Source organism: Cupriavidus taiwanensis LMG 19424 (assembly GCF_000069785.1).
Taxonomy (GTDB): domain Bacteria; phylum Pseudomonadota; class Gammaproteobacteria; order Burkholderiales; family Burkholderiaceae; genus Cupriavidus; species Cupriavidus taiwanensis.
Genome location: NC_010530.1, coordinates 1,377,476 through 1,398,546 on the forward strand (window position 1 = coordinate 1,377,476; position 21,071 = coordinate 1,398,546).

Annotated in this window: 20 protein-coding genes; 13 read left to right on the forward strand and 7 right to left on the reverse strand. The window is 68.6% G+C overall.

All coding sequences use genetic code 11. The features are described 5' to 3' along the window. Nucleotides 1–16: 16 nt before the first annotated feature. The 3 genes from dkgB to RALTA_RS21825 form a co-directional block, all read right to left on the reverse strand. Nucleotides 17–823: a 2,5-didehydrogluconate reductase DkgB gene (gene dkgB, locus RALTA_RS21815; protein WP_012356103.1), complete on the reverse strand. Its 807-nt coding sequence runs from the start codon at nt 821–823 to the stop codon at nt 17–19. A 134-nt stretch (nt 824–957) separates the two neighbouring features. After that, nucleotides 958–1,281, reverse strand: coding sequence for a MoaF-related domain-containing protein (locus RALTA_RS21820; RefSeq protein WP_012356104.1), 324 nt, complete (start codon nt 1,279–1,281; stop codon nt 958–960). Between the two features lie 31 nt (nt 1,282–1,312). Beyond that, nucleotides 1,313–2,515: an MFS transporter gene (locus tag RALTA_RS21825; RefSeq protein WP_012356105.1), complete on the reverse strand. Its 1,203-nt coding sequence runs from the start codon at nt 2,513–2,515 to the stop codon at nt 1,313–1,315. A gap of 103 nt (nt 2,516–2,618) precedes the next feature. Here RALTA_RS21825 and RALTA_RS21830 point away from each other — a divergent pair, with 103 nt between their 5' ends. Further along, entirely contained in the window at nt 2,619–3,554 is a 936-nt protein-coding gene (locus tag RALTA_RS21830; RefSeq protein ID WP_012356106.1) for a LysR substrate-binding domain-containing protein, read from the forward strand. Nucleotides 3,555–3,561: 7 nt separating this feature from the next. On the opposite strand, the gene RALTA_RS21835 is transcribed toward RALTA_RS21830, so the two are convergent. Then, the gene (locus RALTA_RS21835; protein WP_012356107.1) at nt 3,562–4,470 is read right to left on the reverse strand and encodes a LysR substrate-binding domain-containing protein; all 909 of its coding nucleotides are present in this window, start codon (nt 4,468–4,470) and stop codon (nt 3,562–3,564) included. Between the two features lie 186 nt (nt 4,471–4,656). Between RALTA_RS21835 and RALTA_RS21840 the strand changes: the two genes are divergently transcribed. The 9 genes from RALTA_RS21840 (at nt 4,657) to RALTA_RS21880 (ending at nt 12,976) form a co-directional block, all read left to right on the forward strand. Beyond that, nucleotides 4,657–5,691, forward strand: coding sequence for an ABC transporter substrate-binding protein (locus RALTA_RS21840; protein WP_012356108.1), 1,035 nt, complete (start codon nt 4,657–4,659; stop codon nt 5,689–5,691). Nucleotides 5,692–5,760: 69 nt separating this feature from the next. Next, on the forward strand, nt 5,761–6,840 hold the full coding sequence (locus tag RALTA_RS21845; RefSeq protein ID WP_012356109.1) for an ABC transporter ATP-binding protein: 1,080 nt from the start codon (nt 5,761–5,763) through the stop codon (nt 6,838–6,840). Nucleotides 6,841–6,874: 34 nt separating this feature from the next. Next, complete coding sequence (locus RALTA_RS21850) at nt 6,875–7,756, forward strand: ABC transporter permease (RefSeq protein ID WP_041232776.1); 882 nt, start codon at nt 6,875–6,877, stop codon at nt 7,754–7,756. A gap of 12 nt (nt 7,757–7,768) precedes the next feature. Further along, nucleotides 7,769–8,563, forward strand: a complete 795-nt coding sequence (locus RALTA_RS21855; protein WP_012356111.1) for an ABC transporter permease — start codon at nt 7,769–7,771, stop codon at nt 8,561–8,563. A gap of 12 nt (nt 8,564–8,575) precedes the next feature. Continuing rightward, entirely contained in the window at nt 8,576–9,712 is a 1,137-nt protein-coding gene (locus tag RALTA_RS21860) for an NAD(P)/FAD-dependent oxidoreductase (protein ID WP_012356112.1), read from the forward strand. After that, nucleotides 9,702–10,058: a (2Fe-2S)-binding protein gene (locus tag RALTA_RS21865; protein ID WP_012356113.1), complete on the forward strand. Its 357-nt coding sequence runs from the start codon at nt 9,702–9,704 to the stop codon at nt 10,056–10,058. Before RALTA_RS21860 ends, RALTA_RS21865 begins: the two co-directional genes overlap by 11 nt. Beyond that, on the forward strand, nt 10,051–11,430 hold the full coding sequence (locus RALTA_RS21870; RefSeq protein WP_012356114.1) for an FAD/NAD(P)-dependent oxidoreductase: 1,380 nt from the start codon (nt 10,051–10,053) through the stop codon (nt 11,428–11,430). Before RALTA_RS21865 ends, RALTA_RS21870 begins: the two co-directional genes overlap by 8 nt. Continuing rightward, nucleotides 11,420–12,577, forward strand: coding sequence for an NAD(P)/FAD-dependent oxidoreductase (locus tag RALTA_RS21875; protein ID WP_012356115.1), 1,158 nt, complete (start codon nt 11,420–11,422; stop codon nt 12,575–12,577). The genes RALTA_RS21870 and RALTA_RS21875 overlap by 11 nt, the downstream gene beginning before the upstream one ends. A gap of 45 nt (nt 12,578–12,622) precedes the next feature. Then, complete coding sequence (locus RALTA_RS21880) at nt 12,623–12,976, forward strand: RidA family protein (protein WP_012356116.1); 354 nt, start codon at nt 12,623–12,625, stop codon at nt 12,974–12,976. A 149-nt stretch (nt 12,977–13,125) separates the two neighbouring features. Here the strand turns inward: RALTA_RS21880 and RALTA_RS21885 are convergent, their stop codons facing one another. Both RALTA_RS21885 and RALTA_RS21890 read right to left on the reverse strand, forming a co-directional pair. Next, nucleotides 13,126–13,551 (reverse strand): SRPBCC family protein, encoded by a 426-nt coding sequence (locus RALTA_RS21885; protein ID WP_012356118.1) that lies wholly within the window; start codon nt 13,549–13,551, stop codon nt 13,126–13,128. A gap of 32 nt (nt 13,552–13,583) precedes the next feature. Continuing rightward, the gene (locus tag RALTA_RS21890; protein WP_012356119.1) at nt 13,584–14,603 is read right to left on the reverse strand and encodes an aldo/keto reductase; all 1,020 of its coding nucleotides are present in this window, start codon (nt 14,601–14,603) and stop codon (nt 13,584–13,586) included. Nucleotides 14,604–14,728: 125 nt separating this feature from the next. Here RALTA_RS21890 and RALTA_RS21895 point away from each other — a divergent pair, with 125 nt between their 5' ends. The 3 genes from RALTA_RS21895 to RALTA_RS21905 all read left to right on the forward strand — a co-directional run bounded on the left by RALTA_RS21895 (nt 14,729) and on the right by RALTA_RS21905 (nt 19,894). Then, complete coding sequence (locus tag RALTA_RS21895) at nt 14,729–15,655, forward strand: LysR family transcriptional regulator (RefSeq protein WP_012356120.1); 927 nt, start codon at nt 14,729–14,731, stop codon at nt 15,653–15,655. A gap of 136 nt (nt 15,656–15,791) precedes the next feature. Beyond that, nucleotides 15,792–19,262 (forward strand): adenylate/guanylate cyclase domain-containing protein, encoded by a 3,471-nt coding sequence (locus tag RALTA_RS21900; RefSeq protein ID WP_012356121.1) that lies wholly within the window; start codon nt 15,792–15,794, stop codon nt 19,260–19,262. Beyond that, on the forward strand, nt 19,259–19,894 hold the full coding sequence (locus tag RALTA_RS21905) for an HD domain-containing protein (RefSeq protein WP_041232555.1): 636 nt from the start codon (nt 19,259–19,261) through the stop codon (nt 19,892–19,894). The genes RALTA_RS21900 and RALTA_RS21905 overlap by 4 nt, the downstream gene beginning before the upstream one ends. Here the strand turns inward: RALTA_RS21905 and RALTA_RS21910 are convergent. After that, on the reverse strand, nt 19,875–20,906 hold the full coding sequence (locus RALTA_RS21910; RefSeq protein ID WP_012356123.1) for a patatin-like phospholipase family protein: 1,032 nt from the start codon (nt 20,904–20,906) through the stop codon (nt 19,875–19,877). The genes RALTA_RS21905 and RALTA_RS21910 overlap by 20 nt on opposite strands. Nucleotides 20,907–21,071 lie beyond the last annotated feature (165 nt).

Consider the following 21,071-nt stretch of genomic DNA (forward strand, 5'->3'; position numbering starts at 1 on the left):
TCGGCTCGTCAGGTCATCAGTCCCATTGCGGCGCCAGGCCGTCCGGGCTGACCTCGCGGCCATTGCGTTCCAGCGCGGCGATCTGCGCCATGTCGTCGTCGCTCAGCCGCAGGTCCTGCGCGAGCAGATTGCTGGCCAGGTTCTCGCGCTTCGTCGACGACGGAATGACGGCGTACCCCAGCTGCAGCGCCCAGGCCAGCACGACCTGGGCCGGCGTGGCCTGGTGCCGCTGCGCGATCGCGCCGATCACCGCATCCCCGAGCACCTTGCCGTACGCCAGCGTCATGTACGACGTCACATGGATGCCTTCGCGCTGCAGGAACGCCACCAGCTCGCGGTTCTGCAGGTATGGGCTCAGCTCGATCTGGTTGGTCGCGATCGCATCCTTGCCGACCGCGGCGATGGCCTGGCGGGTCAGCGCGATGTTGAAGTTGGAGATGCCGATCTGCCGCGTCAGGCCCTTTTCCTTCGCCTGCGCCAGCGCGGTCATGAAAGTCTCCAGCGGCACGCCGTTGCCGGGCGCCGGCCAGTGGATCAGGGTCAGGTCGGCATAGTCGGTGCGCAGCCTGGCCAGGCTCTGCTCGAGGCTCGGCACAAGCTTGTCGGCCGCGTAGTTGTCGACCCATATCTTGGTGGTCAGGAACAGCTCGTCGCGGCGCACGCCCGACGCAGCGACGGCCTCGCCGATCTCGGCTTCGTTGCCGTAGATCTGCGCGGTGTCGATGGCGCGGTAGCCAAGCTCGAGGCCATTGCGGACCGAATCGATGACAACCTGGCCCTGCAGGCGGAACGTGCCGAGGCCGAAGGCGGGAATCTTGCTCATGGTTTGCTCCAGGGGAAGACAGAGAGGGTGTATTCGATGCCAGCCATTCTGCCCTCCGGGACTGATGAAATAAACGCCCTTACTGGCGAAAAATATTTGATTTCAGATCAAGTATTGCCACTGACTGAATCCGTTCACAGCTTGCGCAGGGTCCCGTCGAGCCGGTAAAAGTCCAGCGAGGCGGCCGTAAAGAAGGAACGCGAGGTGCCCGCCCCAAAGTCGTCCAGGTGAACCACGGTCGCGCGGTCGGCCTCCTGCCATGAAATGGCATAGATGTCGGCGGCGATGTGCTGCCAGGTGCAGGCCACCTCGCCGCGGGCGCCGGCAAGCTCGCCTTCGGTGATCTCGTAGCGCAGATGGCGGCCGTCGTCGGCATAGGTGTTGATGGCGGTGAGCCCCGCGTAGCGGACTTCATAGGTGTTGCCCGCAAACGGCGGGCGATGGGCCGGTGTGTTCATGGTGGTGTTGGCTCGTGTGTCGATGGACAAATCAGTGGGCAAATTCCACGGGTTCGGCGGTACGGGCCGGCAGGCCCGCGCGCCGGTCGAGCGCGCCGCTGAACGCCGTCAGCGCGTAGGCGCAGAGGGTCACCACCGCCGCGATCCACGGCGTATGGCCAAGCCCGCCGTGGGCGACGATCAGCCCGCCGAGCGACGAGCCGCCGGCGACGCCGAGGTTGAATGCCGCGATATTGAAGCCCGAGGCAACGTCGGTGGCGTCGGGCGCAAAATGCCGCGCCTGCTTGACCACATAGACCTGCAGCCCCGGCACGTTGCCGAACGCCACGGCGCCCCACGCAAGCATCGTCAGCACGGTCAGCCACGGGTGCTGCACGGTGAAGGTGAGCGCCAGCAGCACCAACGCAAGCAGCAGGAAGATGTGCTTGAGCGCCTTGACCGGGCCGACGCGGTCCGCCAGCCTGCCGCCCCACACGTTGCCGAACGCCACCGATACGCCATAGCCCACCAGCACCAGGCTGACCTGCGACGGCGTGAAGCCGGCGATCTGCTCGAGCAGCGGCGCCATGTAGGTAAAGGCGATCAGCGAGCCGCCGTAGCCCACCGCGGTCATGGCAAACACCAGCAGCAGGCGCGGCTGCGCCAGCACGCGGAACTGGCGCAGCAGCGGCGCGGGCTCGGCATGCGGCAGCCGGCGCGGCACGAAGGCCACCGCGCCCAGGAAGGCGACCAGGCCGAACAGCGCCACCACCAGGAAGGTCGCGCGCCAGCCGAAATGCTGGCCGATGAAGGTGCCCAGCGGGATGCCGGCGACGAACGCCACGGTCATGCCGCTGAACATGGTCGCGATCGCGCTCGCCGCCTTGTCCTTCGGCACCAGCGTGGTGGCGATGATCGAGCCGACCGAAAAGAACACGCCGTGGGCAAGTCCCGTGAGCACGCGCGCAACGATCAGCGATTCGTAACCGGGCGCGCGCCAGGCCACCAGGTTGCCGACCGTAAACAGGGCCATCAGGCCGGCCAGCAGCACCTTGCGCGGCACGCGGCCGGTCAGCGCCGTCAGCAGCGGCGCGCCGATCGCGACGCTGAGCGCGTACAGGCTGACCAGCAGGCCGGCCGAAGGCAGGCTGACGCCCAGATCCGCGGCAATGGTGGGGATCAGCCCGACGATGACGAATTCGGTGGTGCCGATGGCGAAGGCGCTGATGGTCAGCGCAAGCAAGGCAAGTGGCATGATGAGCCTCCAGGGTCCGGTGAGGAATGGTGCGCAGTGTGCCCGCTTTACTTTTGCGTAAAAAGTCGTCTATAAACCAAACTGTCTTGATTCAAACTCAACAATGAAAATCACGCTCGACGAACTGCTGGCGTTCGCCACCGTGGTCGACAGCGGGTCGATCACCGCCGCCGCGCAACAGCTGGACCTGACCGTCTCGGCGACCAGCCGCACCCTGGCCCGGCTCGAGGAAAAGCTGAAGACCACGCTGCTGCGCCGGACCACGCGCCGCCTCGAGCTGACCGAGGAAGGCCAGGCCTTCCTGCAGGACGCGCGCGCCATCATCGACTCGGTCGAAAGCGCGGAAGAACAGATGCTGGCGCGGCGCGAGAAGCCGTCCGGGCGCCTGCGCGTCGACGCCGCGTCACCGTTCATGCTGCATGTGATCGTGCCGCTGGTGCGCGGCTACCGCGAGCGCTTCCCTCAGGTCGAGCTGGAGCTGAACAGCAACGAGGGCATCATCGACCTGCTCGAGCGCCGCACCGACGTGGCCGTCCGCATCGGCCGCCTGAAGGATTCGACGCTGCATAGCCGGCTGATCGGCAACAGCCGGGTGCGCATGCTGGCCAGTCCGGCGTACCTCGACGCGCACGGCCATCCGCGCAAGGCGCAGGATCTCGGCAAGCACGCGCTGCTGGGGTTCAACCAGCCGGAATCGCTGAACCTGTGGCCGATCCTGGGCCCGGACGGCGAACCCTACAGGATCGAGCCGGCAGTGTGGTCGTCGAGCGGCGAGACGCTCAGGCAGCTGGCGCTGGAGGGCGCGGGCATCGTATGCCTGTCGGACTTCATGACCGCGCACGATCGCGAGGCGGGCCGGCTGGTGCAGGTGCTGGCGCGCCAGACGCAGGACGTGCGCCAGCCGATCCATGCGGTCTATTACCGGAACACCGCGATCTCCGCGCGGATCGCGTCGTTCGTCGATTACCTGGTCGAAGCAATTGGCGGCAAGGGCGGCAAGGGCGGCGCGGGCCAGGCCGCGGCGTGGGCCCAGCCGTGACCATGACCTAGCCCACCACGAAGCGCGGATCGAGCCTGGCCAGCGCAAAGGCGCGGGTGTGGGCGACAAAGGCCTTGAGCAGGATCGACGGCGCCCGCTGCGCCGAGAACAGCACCGAAAAATCGGTGGTCAGCAGGGGGTCGAACATGCGGAAGCAGACCCCGTTCCCCTTGTACTCCAGCGCGGTGATCGGATCGATCAGCGCCACGCCCAGCCCCTCTTCCACGAACGCGCAGATGCTCCACGACACCTGGGTTTCTACCTGCACCTTGCACTCGATTCCGTAGGACGCAAAGAGCGCATCGATCTGCAGCCGCGAGTCGAGCACGCGCGGATGCGATACGAAGCGCTCCCCCGCCAGGTCCGGCGGCCGGATGACCTCCTGGCTGGCGAGCCGGTGCCCGGCCGGGATGGCGCAGACCATCCGGGTAGAGAGCAGCCGCTCGCCGTGCGTGCTGGGGTGGTTCATCGACAGGATGGCAAAGCCAACGTCGCAGCGTTGCTCCGACACCATGTTCACCACCGTGCGCGACGAGTGCGGCAGCATCGTGATCTGGATCTGCGGGTGGTCCGCCATGAACGCCGCGATCGCGCGCGGCAGGAACGAGAGCGCCAGCGCAGGCGCGGCAGCGATTTGCAGCGAGCCGCGCTGCATGTCGCGGATATCCAGCGCGGTCTGCGCGATGCGGTCGATGCCGACCAGCGAGCGCTGCACTTCCTCGAACAGCGCCTGCGCCTCCGCGGTGGGGTGGAGCCGGCCGCGCATGCGCTCGAACAGGGAAAACCCTACCGCGTCTTCCAGATCGGCGATCAGTCGGGTCGTCGCCGGCTGCGAGATGTGGAGCATCTCGGCGGCGCGAGTCACGGTCTGGCAAAGCATCACGGCCCGGAAGGCCTCAAGCTGGCGAATCTTCATGCCGCAAGTCTATAACAGCATGTTATGGATGGCTCAAAAAAAAGAATTTTTCACGGCCGGGGCATCCTCCTAATCTATCTCGACGCCGCATATTTCCAGACGTTCTTCGTTGCGGTGCAGCGATAACCCGCCTGCATGGTTTTGGGGATCGACTGCAAGATGACGGTGCATAACAGGGAGGAAAGCATGAAGCAGCAAGTTCTCGCCGCGGCCGTGGTCGCGTTGTGCGGCATGTCAGCCGCGCTCGCCCAGCAGCCGACGCTCTACGTGGGTTCTTACGGCGGCTCCACGGAAAAGGTGTTCAAGGAAAAGATCATCCCCGCCTTCGAGGCCCGGCATAAGGTCAAGGTGGTCTATGTCGCCGGCAATTCCACCGACACGCTGGCCAAGCTGCAGGCGCAGAAGGCGCGGCAGGAACTCGACGTGGTGCTGCTCGACGACGGCCCGATGTACCAGGCGCTGCAACTGGGCTTCTGCGATGCGGTCAAGGACGCGCCGGTCTACAAGGATCTCTACCCGCTGGCGAAGCTCGGCGACAACAAGGCCACGGGCATCGGCGTGGTCGCGACGGGCCTGGTCTACAACACCGAGGCGTTCCGCAAGGCCGGCCTGCCGAAGCCGGATTCGTGGGAGCTGCTGGCCGACAGGAAATTCCGCCAGAAGGTCGCGATCCCGCCGATCAGCAACACCTACGGGCTGCAGACGCTGATCATGTTCGCCAAGCTGCGCAAGGGTGGCGACCAGAATATCGAGCCGGGCTTCGCCGCGCTGACCCGGGAGGTCGGGCCCAACGTGCTGGCCTGGGAGCCGTCGCCGGGCAAGATGACCGAGCTGTTCCAGAACGGCGATGTCACCCTGGCCGTGTGGGGCAGCGGCCGCGCGCAAAGCCTGAAGGACACAGGCTTCCCGGTGGAGTTCGTCTATCCCAAAGAGGGAGCGCCCGCGCTGCTGACCGCCGCCTGCCCGGTGGTGCAGAGCGACGTGCCCGAGGCCTCGCAGGCCTTCATCCAGTACCTGCTCGCGCCCGAGGTGCAGACCGTGCTGGCCGATAGCCAGGGCTGGGGACCGGTCAACGCCAAAGTCAGGCTCGAGCCGAAGGTGGCCGCCAAGGTGCCGTATGGCAAGGCACAGATCGACACGCTGCTGCCGACCAACTGGACCGTGGTCAACGAGAAGCGCGCCGAGTGGACCAACCGCTGGAACCGCACGGTGGAGCGCTGATCGGGCGCGCCAGCGGTACCCCGCCCCGATTGCCCCCATGATCGCCACCTGGACTGCCCCCGCATAACCATGAGCTTCCTCACACTGAGCGGCCTCGCGAAGGCCTTCGGCAGTTTCCATGCCGTTGAAAACCTGAGCCTCGAGGTCGAGCGCGGCGAGTTCCTGTCGCTGCTCGGCCCGTCCGGCTGCGGCAAGACCACCACGCTGCAGATGATTGCCGGCTTTGTCGAACCCACGCGCGGCCGCATCGTGCTGCACGGGCGCGACATCACCGCGCTGCGACCCGAAAAACGCGGCATGGGTGTGGTGTTCCAGAGCTACGCCCTGTTTCCGCACATGACCGTGGCCGGCAATATCGGCTTCGGCCTGGAGATGCGCGGCGTGACCGCTGCCGAGCGCGGCCGCAGGATCGACGAGGCGCTCGAGCTGGTACGCCTGGGCGGCCTCGGCCAGCGCTATCCGAAGGAACTGTCGGGCGGCCAGCGCCAGCGCGTGGCGATTGCCCGCGCGCTGGCGATCCGGCCCGAGGTGCTGCTGCTCGACGAGCCGATGTCGAACCTCGATGCCAAGCTGCGCGAGGACATGCACATCGAACTGCGCGCGATCCAGCGCCAGCTCGGCATCACCACCATCCTGGTCACGCACGACCAGGTCGAGGCCATGACCATGAGCGACCGCATCGCGGTGATGCATGGCGGGCGCATCGTCCAGCTGGCCACGCCGTTCGAAGCCTACGAACGGCCGCAATCCGCGTTCGCCTCCGGCTTCCTGGGCAAGACCAACAGCCTCGCCGGCGTGGTCGAGAAGACCAACGCGCGCTGCTGCGAAGTGCGCCTTGGCGACACGCTGGCGCACGTGCCGCATGAAGGCCGCCAGGTCGGCCGCGAGGTGCAGGTCTACGTGCGCCCCGAGAAGATCCGGCTGGGCCGGTCCGGCGACGGCGGCATTCCCGGCACCGTGCATACCCGGCTGTTCCTTGGCAACCACTGGATGCTGGAGATCGACAGCGCGCTGGGCCGGCTGCGTGTGAGCCAGCCCAACCTGGGCGAGACCCCGCCGGCCGAGGGCGCGGTGGTCAGCGTACTGTGGCACGACCAGGACCTGCGCGTGCTGGCCAGCGAAACCGCCACGGAGGCACGCCATGCCTGATACCGCCACGCCCAACCTTGCGGGCGCGCACGCGATGGCGCCCCGACTGCCGCGCAGGCCATTCGCCGGTGCAGCCCCGTGGCTGCTGTCGGCCCCGGCGCTGCTGCTGTTCTGCGCGATGCTGCTGGTGCCGCTGCTGCTCACGGGGCTGCTGTCGCTGCACGCCTTCGACGGCACCCGCGGCGTGCTGCCGGCGATGACCGCGGCCAACTATCTCGAAATCCTTGGCGACAGCTATTACCACGAGATCTTCCTGCGCACGGCCGGCATGGCGCTGGCGGTGACGGTGCTCGCAGTGGTGTTCGGCGTGCCCGAGACGCTGATCCTGTCGCGCATGCGCAGCCCGTGGCGTGGCCTCTTCCTGATCGTGATCCTCGGGCCGCTGCTGATCTCGGTGGTGGTGCGCACGCTGGGCTGGGCCATCCTGATGGGCAACAACGGCCTGATCAACGAAACGCTGCAATGGCTGGGCCTGGTCGACGCGCCGGTGAAGCTGGTGTTTACGCAGACCGGCGTGATCATTGCGCTGACGCACGTGATGATGCCGTTCATGGTGATTTCGGTATGGGCTTCGCTGCAGAAGCTGGACCCGCAGGTCGAGCAGGCCGGCCAGGCCTTCGGCGCCTCGCCCTTCACGGTGTTCCGCCGCGTGATCCTGCCGCAGATCCTGCCGGGGATCCTGTCGGGCAGCATCATCGTCTTCGCGCTGTCCGCCTCGGCCTTCGCCACCCCGGCCATTCTCGGCGGACGCCGGCTCAAGGTGGTGGCGACGGCCGCCTACGACGAGTTCCTGAACACGCTGAACTGGCCGCTCGGCGCCGCCATCGCGGTGCTGCTGCTGATCGCCAACGTCATCGTCATCGTCGGCTGCAACCGGCTGGTGGAGCGCCGCTTCCGCCAGGTCTTCGAAGCATGAGGAGCTGATGCCATGCGCAAGAACGGTCCGCTTTCCCTGCTGTACCACGCCCTGTTTATCGCCTTCATGGTGGCACCGCTGCTGGTAGTGGTCGCGGTGTCCTTCACCGGCAAGGGCTATATCTCGATGCCCACTGACGGCCTGTCGCTGCGCTGGTTCCGCGCCATTGCCGATGCGCACGAGATCGTCGATGCGATCTGGCTGTCGCTGACGCTCGGGCTGGTCAGCGCCACCCTCGCGGTGGCGCTGGCGGTGCCCGCCGCGCTGGCGCTGGTCCGCCACCGCTTTCCCGGCCGCGGCGCGCTGATGGCCTTCTTCCTGTCGCCGCTGATGATCCCGCACGTCGTGCTCGGGGTGGCATTCCTGCGCTTCTTCACCACGCTGGGCGTGACCGGGTCGTTCTTCTGGCTCGCGCTGACGCACGTGGTGGTGGTCATGCCCTACGCGCTGCGGCTGGTGCTGGCCGCGGCCACCGGGCTGGACCGCGATGCCGAGCGCGCCGCGCTCTCGCTGGGCGCCGGCCGCTTCACGGCTTTCCGCCGCGTGGTGCTGCCGCTGATCCTGCCCGGCGTGGTGGGCGGCTGGATGCTGTCGTTCATCCAGAGTTTCGACGAGCTGACCATGACCGTCTCCGTTGCCACGCCGGGCACCACCACGCTGCCGGTGGCGATGTACAACCAGATCGCCCAGACCATCGATCCGCTGGTGGCGTCGGTGTCCACGGTGCTGATCGTCGGCACGCTGGTGCTGATGGTGCTGCTGGACCGCATCGTCGGCCTCGACCGCGTGCTGATCGGCAAGAACTGAACTCTGACTGACATGACCACATCCGATCTCATCGTGATTGGCGGCGGCCTGGTCGGCACCGCCATCGCTTACGGCGCCGCCGGACAAGGCTTGCGCGTCACCGTGCTGGACGAGGGCGACGATGCCTTGCGCGCCTCGCGCGGCAACTTCGGCCTGGTCTGGGTCCAGGGCAAGGGCCTGGGCATGGCGCCCTACGCCCGCTGGACGCTGGGCTCGGCGCGGCTATGGCCGCAGCTGCGTGATGCGCTGCGCGACGAAACCGGCATCGACGTCTGCCTGCGCCAGCCCGGCGGCTTTCACCTGTGCTTTTCCGAGGCGGACATGGAGGAGCGCCGGCAACGCCTGCAGAGCATCCAGGACGCGCTGCAAGGCGACTATCCGTTCGAGATGCTCGGCCACCGCGAGCTCGCGCAACGGCTGCCGGGCGTTGGGCCGGGCGTGGTCGGCGCCAGCTATACGCCGATGGACGGACACACCAATCCGCTCAAGCTGCTGCGCGCGCTGCATGCGGCCTGCCAGCGGCGTGGCGTGCGCATTGTCGGCCGCCATGGCGCGCAATCGATCACGCCTGAAGCGGACGGCTTTACTGTGAAGGCGGGCGCGGGCGGCCAGGCGCGCTTTGTCGCGCCGCGCGTGGTGCTGGCGGCCGGCCTCGGCAATCGCAAGCTCGCCGCGGAGGTGGGCCTGCATGCGCCGGTGGCACCGAACCGTGGCCAGGTGCTGATCGGGGAGCGCGCCACCCGCTTCCTGGACTTCCCCACCACCTATGTGCGCCAGACCGACGAAGGCACGATCCAGCTTGGCGACTCGATGGAAGACGTCGGGTTCGACGATGGCACCACCGCCGGCGTGCTCGCCGACATTGCGCGCCGCGGCGTGCGCAGCTTCCCCGCGCTGGCGGGCCTGAAGCTGGTGCGTGCCTGGGGCGCACTGCGCGTGATGAGCCCGGACGGCTATCCGATCTACCAGGAAAGCCCCACCTGTCCCGGCGCCTTTGTCACTACCTGCCACAGCGGCGTCACGCTTGCCGCCGCGCACGCGCTGCGTGTGGCGCCGTGGGTGGCCGGCGGCGAACCACCGCGGGAGATCGACGTATTCACTGGCGACCGCTTCCTGAACTCCAACCAGACCTTCCACCATGCCCACTGATCGCCTGTTCAAACGGTGCGCCACCGCCGGCGCGGATACCGTCACCATCGAATTCAACGGCGCGCCGCTGCGGGTTCCGGCCGGTTGCAGCGTTGCCGCGGCGCTGCTGGCCAGCGGCGTGACGCGCTTCCGCAACTCGCCGGTCAGCGGCGAGCCGCGCGCGCCGTATTGCATGATGGGCGTCTGCTTCGAATGCCTGATGGAGATCGACGGGCAGCCGAGCCGGCAAAGCTGCCTGGTGACCGTGCGCGAAGGCATGCGTGTGCACACGCAGGACGGCGCCCGCGCCCTGCCCCTGCCGGCGCCTGCGGAAACTGGCCACGCAGCGGAGGTAGCCCATGGCTGAGCATGACATCGACATCGCCATCATCGGCGCCGGCCCCGCCGGCATGGCGGCCGCGGTCGCGGCAGCGGCCAGCGGCGCGCGCGTGGCCCTGCTCGACGAGCAGGAGGCCTGTGGCGGCCAGATCTACCGCGGCATCCTGAGCGCGCCGCCCGAACGCCTGCGCATCCTGGGCCCCGACTACGCCGCTGGCCGGGCGCTGGCGGAGCGCTTCGCCGCCAGTGGCGCACAGCACATCACCGGTGCGGCGGTGTGGCAGGTCACGCGCGAACACGCTGTGCATTACCTGCGCGAGGGCCGCGTCGCGACCTTGCAGGCGCGGCAGGTGATCCTCTGCACCGGAGCCATGGAGCGCCCGTTCCCCATCCCCGGCTGGACGCTGCCCGGCGTGCTGACCGCCGGCGCCGCGCAGATCCTGCTCAAGAGCGCCGACGTGGTGCCGGCCGAACCGGTGGTGCTGGCCGGCTGCGGACCCTTGCTCTACCTGCTCGGCTGGCAATACGTGCGGGCCGGCGTGCCGATCCGCGCCATCGTCGACACCACTGACGGTGCAGACTACCAGCGCGCACTGGCCCATCTGGGCGGCGCGCTGGCAGGCTGGCGCTACCTGAAGAAGGGCCTGGCGCTGATGCGCGCGCTCAAGCGCGGCGGTGTACCGTTCTACAAGGGCGCCACAGCGCTGTCGGTCGAGGGCGACGAGGCGGTACGGGCGCTGCGCTTCACCAGCCGCGGGCAGTCGCACCGCATTGCGACGCAGGCCGTGCTGCTGCACCAGGGCGTGGTGCCCAACACCCAGTTCACCTGGGCGCTGCGCGCGGCGCACCGCTGGGACGACAGGCAGCTATGCTGGCAGCCGGTGGTCGATGACTGGGGCGCGCTCGACCTGCCGGGCATCTTCGTCGCCGGGGATGGCCGCGGCATCGGCGGCGCTGTTGCCGCCGCGCTGCAAGGCGAGCTGGCCGGGCTCGCCGCGGCCCATAACGTCGGCCGCGTCGACGCCGCGCAACGCGACCGCCAGGCCGCGCCGCTGCGCGCCGCGCTGCGCGCGCACCTCGGCATCCGCCCCTTCCTCGATGCGCTGTACCGCCCCAAGCCGGCCAACCGCGTGCCTGCGGACGACGTGGTCGTATGCCGCTGCGAGGAAGTGACCGCCGGCGCCATCCGCGGCTTCGTCGCGCTGGGCTGCAGCGGGCCCAACCAGGCTAAGTCCTTCGGCCGCTGCGGCATGGGGCCGTGCCAGGGGCGCCAGTGCGGCCTGACCGTGACCGAGATCATCGCCGACGCGCGGGGCGTGCCCCCGCACGAGGTCGGCTACTACCGCATTCGTCCGCCGATCAAGCCCGTGACCCTCGGAGAACTGGCCAATGAAGGCTGATAGCGGGGCCGATGCCGACGTGATCGTCATTGGTGGCGGCTTGCATGGCACCTCCAGCGCGCTTCACCTGGCACGCAAGGGGTTGCGCGTCACGCTGCTCGAGGCCGACTATTGCGGCCGGCACGCCTCGGGCGTCAATGCCGGCGGCGTGCGCACGCTGGGGCGCCACATTGCCGAGATTCCGCTGGCGCTGGCGTCGCTGGAGCTGTGGCACCGGCTGGCGGACCTGACCGGCGACGACGCGGGATTCGTGCCCAGCGGCCAGCTGAAAGTGGCCGAGACCGACGCCGAGCTCGACCTGCTGCGCCGGCGCGTGGCGCAGCTCGAAGCACTGGGCTTTACCCACGAAACCCTGGTCGACGCGCACACGGTGCGGGCCCTGGTGCCGTCGATCGCGCCCCATGTCACGGGCGCGATCTGGGCAAGCCGCGACGGCCATGCGCTGCCCTACCGTGCCGTCACCGCATTCCGTCGCGCCGCCGCAGCCGCCGGCGCGGTAGTCCATGAAGCCACCACCGCCGGACGCCTGGAATACGCGCACGGCCGCTGGCACGTGCACACGCCGCGCGGCGTGTTCCGCGCCAAACGGCTGGTCAACACGGCCGGCGCGTGGGCCGGCGCCATCGCCGCGCAGCTCGGCGAGCCCGTCCCGGTGGAGGCGGGCGGACTGATGCTGATGATCACGCACCGCGTGGCGCCGTTCGTCAGGCCGGTGCTGGGCGCAACCGGGCGCGCGCTGTCGTTCAAGCAGTTCGACAACGGCACCGTGCTGATCGGCGGCGGCCTGCGCTGCGCCGCCGACGCCCAGGCCGGGCATGGCGAAGTCGACATGCTGGGGCTCGGCGCCAGCGCGCAGACCGTCACCGCGCTGTTCCCGCACCTGGGACCGCTCGGCATCAATCGCGCATGGGCCGGGGTCGAGGCGTTCCTGCCGGACCAGATACCGGTGATCGGACCGAGCCGGTCGGCGCCGGACGTGGTCCATGCCTTCGGTTTCTCCGCGCATGGTTTCGAACTCGGCCCGATCGTGGGACGGATCGTCGCCGATCTCGTCACCGAAGGGCGCTCCCACCTGCCAATCGACGCCTTTGCCGTCGACCGTTTCGACAAACCCCGCAGTGCCACGGCCGGCGCGCTGCGCGATTAGCTTCCAGCCGGCTCCCTTTCCAACTTTTCTCCCGAGGTCATACGGATGAGCAATATCCAGCGCTTCCAGTCCACCAAACGCCTTTCCCGCCTCGTCGTGCATAACGGCGTGGTCTACGTGGCCGGTGTCACGGCCACCGAGCCTTCCGGCGATATCGGCGCGCAGACGCGCGACGTGCTGGAAAAGATCGATGGCTACCTCGCCAGCGTCGGCAGCGACAGGACCCGGCTGCTGTCCGCGCAGGTCTGGCTCAAAAACATCGACAGGGATTTCGCCGGCATGAACGCCGCCTGGGAAGCATGGATCCCCGAGGACGCCGTGCCCACGCGCGCCACCTGCGAGGTAAGGCTGGCGCGGCCGGAACTGCTGGTGGAGATCATCGTGACGGCGGCGGTCTGACGCCGCATCGCGCCAGCCCGCCATCCGGTGGCATTACTCGCCGTACTGGAACAGCACGCGGCCCTCGCCCGGCACGCCGGCGGCCGCTTGGGCCTGCGTCATCGCGCCGGCCATGGCCGCCACGGCCATCCATAGCGCAATCAGCCGCTTCATGACGCCGCCCCGGCCAGCGTCGCTTGCAGGGCTGTCAAGCCATCGCGATAGATGCCCTCGAACAGCCGCGATGCCTCGTCGTCGCTCACGCCGGCCGGCGTGAACTGGCCGGACCATTCGACGCGCGCGGCCTGGTCCCCGTCGATGCCGACCACGCGCAGCGTGGAGCGGTAGCCGGTGACCGGGAACGGCGCCTTCAGGATCGAGTAGGTGTAGCTGCGCGCGCCCTGGTCAAAGGCCTCGAGACGTTCGACGATGGCGTCGCCGTCCGGATTGACGAGGCTGCGCACCCGGCCGCCCTCGCTCAGCTCGCTTTTGGGGATATACGGCAGCCAGTCGGGCAGCGAATCGAAGCCGCCAATCAGTTGCCAGACGCGGTCCGGTGCTACCGGCAGCGTGATCGTTGCAGAAGCTTGTGCCATGATGAACTCCTTGAATCGAATGGGGTCCCGGATCAGTTGCTGTCGCCAGGCAGCGGCGCATTTGCTGCGACCAGATGCTGCTCGCGCAGCTCGCGCCAGAAATCGGCGGGGATGACCGCCTTCAGCGCGGCGGTGTCTTCTGCGATACGCTCGGGCCGGCTTGCACCCGGGATCACGGCGGCGACCGCCGGGTTGGCCAGCACGAACTGCAGCGCGGCGGCCTTGATGCTGACGCCGTGGCGTTGCGCGATCGCCTTGATGCGCTCGACCTTGCTGATGATCTCGGGCGGCGCCTTCTGGTACTCGAAGTGCGAGCCGCCGGCCAGGATGCCCGAGCTGTACGGGCCGCCGACCACGATCTCGGTCTTGCGCTCCGCGGCCTTCGGCATCAGGCGCTGCAGCGCGCGCTCGTGGTCGAGCAGCGAATAGCGGCCCGCCAGCAGGAAGCCGTCCGGCTCCACTTCGGTCAGGTCCAGCGTTAGTTCGATCGGCTCGACGCGGTTCACGCCCAGGCCCCAGGCCTTGATCACGCCCTCTTCGCGCAGCCGGGTCAGCACCTTGAAAGCGCCCTTGCGGGCCGTCTCGAAATAGGCCAACCACTCGTCGCCGTAGAAGTCCTGGGCGATGTCGTGGACCCACACGATGTCGAGGCGGTCGGCCTTCATCCGCTTCAGGCTGTCTTCGATCGAGCGCAGCGTGGCGTCCGCCGAGTAGTCGTTGACCAGCTTGTTCGGGCGGCCGGCGGCAAACAGGCCACTTTTCTCGCCCAGCGCCCGCGCGCTGGCGTCCTCGACTTCGTCCAGGATCAGGCGGCCGACCTTGGTGCTGAGCACGTATTCGTCGCGCGGGTGCCGGGACAGCGCTTCGCCCAGCCGGATCTCGGCCAGGCCCGCGCCGTAAAACGGCGCGGTGTCGTAGTAGCGCACGCCCTGCGCCCAGGCCGCGTCCACGGTGGCCTGCGCCTCGGCTTCCGGGATGTCGCGGAACATATTGCCCAGCGGGGCGGTGCCAAAGCCGAGCACGTTGCCGGCCAGTTTGTCCTTGATGCTCATGACTGCTCCACAAATCAAGTTGGGGTGAAGGCAGTCTAGGGGGACCAGTTAAGTCTGTCCAAGACGGAATACGAAAGACTTGATACCCTGTAGGTCTGACTTCCGCGTATCAATCAGGACCACACATGCTGGATATCCGCCAACTTCACTATTTCGTCGCCGTGGCCGAGGAAGAGCACGTCGGCCGCGCCGCCGAGCGCCTTCATATCTCTCAATCGCCACTTAGCCGGCAGATCGCCCAGCTCGAAGAGAAGCTGGGGCTGGTGCTGTTCGAGCGCTCCCAGCAGCGCATACGCCTTACGCGCGACGGCCGCACCTTCCTGGCGGAAACCCGGGCTTTCCTGACCCACGGCACCCGGCTCGAATCGCTGGCCCGGCGGCTCGGGCGCGGTGATGAAGGCGGCCTGTGCATCGGCTACCTCGAGTACGCGATGCACTCCGGCATCCTGCCGGGCGCGCTGCGCGAGCTGCGCCAGGACCGGCCCGCCGTCCATATCGCGCTGTACAACCAGCAGTCCGCAGTCCAGCTCGAGGGACTGCGCCAGCGCAGCCTGGATATCGCACTGGTGTGCGAGCCGCCCCTGCCCGACGATGCGGATCTCGAGGCGGCCCAGGTGCTCAACGACCCGATGCTGCTGGCGCTGCCCGAGGGCCACCCGCTTGCCGCGGCACAGTCGCTCACCCCGGCCGACCTCGGCGCACAGAAGTGGATCGGCGTGATGCACCAGGAAACCGCGCTGCGGCATGACGCCTTCATCGCGGCCTGCGCCAGGGCGGGTTTTACTCCCACCATCACCATGGAAGCGACCGAGCCGCTGGCCGCGTTGGGGCTGGTGGCCGCGGGGCTCGGCGTGACCACGATCCAGCGGAGCCTGCGTCATCAGGCACCGGCCGGGGTGGTGCTGCACGAACTGTCGTGGCTCGACTACCGCATCCCGTTGTGGGCGGCCTGGCACAGGGTCAACCTGCGGCCGCTGGTCGAGATCTTCCGCAAGACCTTGCTGCAGACGAGCATGATGGCCACCGCGCACGCCGCGGCACAGGCAGCGTGAGGCGCACCGGGTATGGCGCGGCAACGCTGGTCGGGATCCGTTGGCTGCCGCGCAGCGGCGTCCTTGACACCCACGCTATCCCGCCTCTAATAGCCTTAGGTACCGTCAAGCTGGTCCACGACGGCCAGGAGGCGACATGCGCTGCAGCCAATGCGGCTTCGGCAACCTTGCTGGCGCCAACTTCTGTGAGGCGTGCGGGGCGCGGCTTGCCCGCGTTTGCCCGCAATGCGGCGCCGAGGCCACCGCGGCGGCGCGGTTCTGCCGCGTCTGCGGCGTCGGCCTGCCCGACGCGCCGGCCGCAGCCGCGCCTGCCCCCGCCGCGCCGCGTCAGGACAGTCCGGCGCCGGTCCACTACACCCCGCCGCACCTGGCCGGGCGCATCCTGGCCGAGCAGGCGGCGATGGAGGCCCGCGGCGAAACCGCCGGCGAGCGCAAGACCATCACCGCGCTGTTTGCCGACATGGCCGGCTCCACCGCGCTGACCCAGGACCTGGACCCCGAGGACGCGCGCCGGCTGATCGATCCCGTGGTGACGCTGATGATGGAGGCGGTCCACCACTACGAAGGCTACGTCGCCAAGTTCCTCGGCGACGGCATCCTGGCGCTGTTCGGCGCGCCCATCGCGCATGAAGACCACGCACTGCGCGCGCTGTACGCGGCGCTGCGCATGCAGGATGCGATGCACCGGCACAGCGACCGCGTGCGCCTGGAGCAAGGCATTCCGCTGCAGGTCCGCATCGGCATCCATACCGGCGAGGTGGTGGTGCGCTCGATCCGCAAGGACGACCTGCACACCGACTACGATCCGGTCGGGCATACCATCCATATCGCCTCGCGCATGGAAGGCATCGCCACGCCCGCATCGATCCTGGTCAGCGAGTCGACCCACAAGCTGACCGAAGGCTACTTCGAGTTCACCGCACTCGGCACCACCAACGTCAAGGGCGTGCGCGAGCCGCTGGCGGTGTACGAGGTGATCGGCCCAGGGCCCTTGCGTACGCGGCTGCAGGTAGCGGCGCACCGCGGCCTGGCGCGTTTTGTCGGGCGTCAGGACGAGCTCGCGCACCTGAACGCGGCACTGGAGCAGGCCAAGGCCGGCCGCGGGCGCATCGTCGCGGTGGTCGGCGAGGCCGGCGTCGGCAAGTCGCGGCTGTTCCATGAATTCAAGGTCAGGTCGCAGCAAGGCTGCCTGGCGCTGGAAACGTTCTCGGTCTCGCACGGCAAGGCCTTTGCCTACCTGCCGCTGATCGAGATGCTGAAGAACTATTTCCAGATCACCGCGCACGACGGCGACCGCAGCTGCCGCGAGAAGCTAACCGGCAGGCTGCTGACGCTGGACCGCTCGCTGGAAGAGCACCTGCCCTACCTGCTTTACCTGCTGGGCGTGGTCGAGCCCGACTCGCCGCTGCCGACCATGGATCCGGCCCTGCGGCGCCAGCGCACCTTCGACGCGATTGCGCGGTTGCTGGTCCGCGAAAGCCAGAACCAGCCGCTGGAAGTCATCTTCGAGGACCTGCAATGGCTGGACGGCGAGACCGAGGCCTTCCTCAACATGCTGGTCGACCACGTGCCCGGCGCGCGCATCGTGCTGCTGGTGAACTACCGGCCCGAATACAGCCACCGCTGGGAAGCGGGTGCACATTACTCGCAGCTGCGCCTGCAGCCGCTGGGACAGGCCGAGGCACAGGAACTGCTGACCGCGCTGCTCGGCGACGACCCCAGCCTGGCGCCGCTGAAGCGGCTGATCCTCGACAAGACCGAAGGCAATCCCTTCTTCATGGAGGAAGTGGTCCAGACCCTGGCCGAGGAAGGCGCGCTGCTGGGCCAGCCGGGCAGCTACCGCATCGAGAAGGCGCCGGCGCTGCTGCACATTCCCACGACCGTGCAGGGCGTGCTGGCCGCCCGTATCGACCGGCTGCCGCTGGCGCAGAAGGAGCTGCTGCAGACCCTCGCCGTGATCGGCAAGGAATTTCCGCTGGGCCTGGTGCTGCGCGTGACCGGCCTGCCGGAAGAACGGCTGCATCCGCTGCTGCGCGACTTGCAGAGCGCCGACTTCATCTACGAGCGCCCCGCCTTCCCCGAGGTGGAGTATGCCTTCAAGCACGCCCTGACCCAGGAGGTGGCCGGCAGCTCGCTGCTGACCGAGCGCCGCAGCGCGCTGCATGAAAGCTCCGCGCAGGCCATCGAGGCGATGTTCCAGGGCCGCCTCAAGGACTACTGCAGCGAACTGGCCCACCACTACAGCCTGAGCGGCAATGTCCCGAAGGCAGTCGAGTACCTGCACTGCGCGGGCCAGCAGGCGCTGCAGCGCTCCGCGCAGGAGGAAGCGATCCGGCACCTGAGCGAGGCCATTGCCCTGCTCAAACGCCAGCCCGACAGCCCCGAGCGCGCGCGCCTGGAACTGACGCTGCTGCTGACGCTGGGGCCCGCGCTGATTGCGGCGCGGGGCCAGGCCTCGTCCGAGGTCGAGGCGAATTACCGGCGCGCGATGTCGTTGTGCGAGCAAGGCCGGCAAACGCCCTATGTGTTCTCGGCGCAGCTGGGCATGTGGGCGTTCTACCAGTTGCGCGCGCAATACCAGGTGTCGCTGCCGCTGGCCCGGCGCCTGCTGGCGCTGGCCACCGAGTCGCAGAAGCCCAAGCAGCTGGCCGAGGGCCACCGCGCGCTGGGCGCCACGCTGTTTCGCCTGGGCCTGCTGGAAGAAGCGCGCGCGCATATGGAGGCCGTGCTGGCCGTGCCGCACCCCGAGCACTCCGCCTATGACTTCCTGACGGGCTACGGCCGCGACCCGATGGTCCATGCCACCAGCACGCTGGCCTGGATCCTGTGGTACCAGGGCTTTGCCGACCAGGCCCTCGCGCGCAGCCACGAGGCGCTGGCGCTGGCGCGCGCGCGCCCGGATGCCTACAACCTTGCGCTGTGCCTGGTGTTCGCGGCGGAACAGTACCGGTGGCGCCGCGATCCCGCGCAGGCCAGGGAATATGCCGAAGCCGCCATTGCCATTTCCTGCGAGCAAGGGTTCCCGATCTACCTGGCCTGGGGCGCGGTGCTGCAGGGCTGGGCGCTGTCCGAGCAGGGCAGCCACGAGGAAGGCATCGCGCGCATGCGGCGCGGCCTGACGGCTTACGAGGCCACCGGCGGCGAACTGGGCATGCCCAACCTGCTGGCGATGCTGGCCGAAGCCTGCGGCAAGGCGGGCCAGCCCGCCGCCGCACTGGACGTGCTGACGCGCGCGCAGGCGATGATCGAAGAGACCGGCGAGCGGCTCGATGAAGCCGCGGTCTATCGGCTGCGCGGCGACATGCTGCTGCAACTGGCCGCGCCCGATGCCGGCGCAGCCGCCAGCCATGAGGCCGAGGCCTGCTTCCAGCACGCGCTTGCCATTGCGCACGGCCAGGGCGCCAGGCCGCTGGAACTGCAGGCCGCCCTCAGCCTGGCGCGGCTGTGGCAGCGGCAAGGCAAGGGCGACGCCGCGCGCGAAACGCTGGCGCGCATCCACGGCAGCTTCAGCGAAGGCACCGACGGCGCCGACTGGCTGCAGGCGCAGGCACTGCTTGCCGAACTCGGGGGCCAAGCGGCCCCCGAACCAGGGCCCGCACGCGCATGAACACCGCTCCGGCCTGCCCGCTGCAAGAGCGCTTCATGGCGCTCTGGACCCTGGCGGGCGGCACCCGCGCCGCAGACGCGTATGCCGACCTGGCCCGCTGCTACGGCGAGCCGGCCCGGCATTACCACAACCTGGACCATGTGCGCCGCTGCCTGCAGGACCTGGACTGGGCGCGCAGCGCGATACCCGATGCCGCCGACGTGGAGCTGGCGCTGTGGTGCCATGACGTCATCTATGTGCCTGGCGCCGCCGACAACGAAGCGCGCAGCGCCGCGTGGCTGCGGCACTGGTCGGCCGGCACGGTGGCGGCCGCGGGGCGCGTCGCCGCGCTGATCCTGGAAACCACGCATGCCGAGGTGCCGGCCAGCCTGGCCGGACGCTTTACCGCCGATATCGACCTGGCCGCGCTGGGATGCAGCCGGGCGCGTTTCCAGGACAACGGCGCGCGCCTGCGCGCCGAACGCACCGACCTGGACGATGCCGCCTATGACGCCGCCGAGCGCGCCTTCCTGCAGCGCCTGCTGGCCAGTCCCCGCATCTATGCCACCGACCTGTTCCAGTCACGCTACGAGGCGCAGGCGCGTGCCAATCTCGCCTGGCGGCTGGCCCAGCCTACAGGAACTCGCCGGTGATATCGACGCTGGAGCGCTGGCCCACGCAGTCATAGTTGCGCTCCAGCCATAGCGTCGCCGCCTGGCGGCCCTGGTCGCGCAGCGCGCACAGGAACTCCCAGTCGGCGTTGTACTTGGTCGAGACCCCCAGCGCGGCCATGGTTTCGTCCGAGCGGATCGAATGGATCCACATCTCCTTCATCTCGGTGCGGTCGATCTTGCCTTGCTGGATCAGCGTGGTGACGAAGCCGATCGCCCGCATCTCACGCATCAGCGACGAGTTGAAGCTGACCTCGTTGACGCGGTTCAGGATCTCCGCCGCCGTGGTCGGCACCCCGCGCCGCACGATCGGATTGATGTGGACGATCACCACATCGTGCGTCTGGCAGTGATAGATCAGCGGAAAGATCGCCGGGTTGCCGACATAGCCGCCGTCCCAGTAATGCTGCCCGTCGATGCTGACCGCCTGGAACAGCGTGGGCACGCAGGCCGAGGCCAGCACCGCGTCGACGCTCAGCTCTTCCTGCGCAAAGATGCGGATGCGGCTGGTCTCGATATTGGTGGCGCACAGGTACAGCCGGATCGGGCAACGCTCGCGCAGCGCCGCGAAGTCCACCTGACCGAGCAGCACGTCGCGCAGCGGGTTGGCATTGCCCGGGTTGAACTGGTACGGCGACAGCAGGCGCAGCGTGATGTCGGCCATGGCGTACAGCGGGGAGTGGTTCAGCCCCAGCGTATGGCTGCCCTTGAACCACGGCAGCCAGCGCAGCGGGTTGAAGCGCTGCGCCGAGTGCGCGATGGCCTGCCAGAAGTCATGCAGTGCCCGGCGCGCACCGTCGCTGCCGCCCTGCATCAGGCCATAGGCCAGCACCGTGCCGTTCATGGCGCCGGCACTGGTGGCGCTGACGCCCTCGATCGCCAGCCGGCCGTCTTCCAGCAGACGGTCGAGCACGCCCCAGGTAAACGCACCGTGCATGCCGCCGCCTTGCAAGGCCAGCGCCACGGGCTTGGCTTGGACAGGCTCGGGCGGCATAGGTGTCTTCCCTTCGGCGGCGGCAAGGCGCCATGCTCCAGTGTAGGAAGAACCGGGCTGGCAGCGTAAGGCGGCGTGCGTGGCATGACCCACACTGCCGCGGCGGCTGCGTCATGGCGGCCTCCGCGTTCGTGGCAGCAGGATCACTTGCGCACGCCGGCGCTC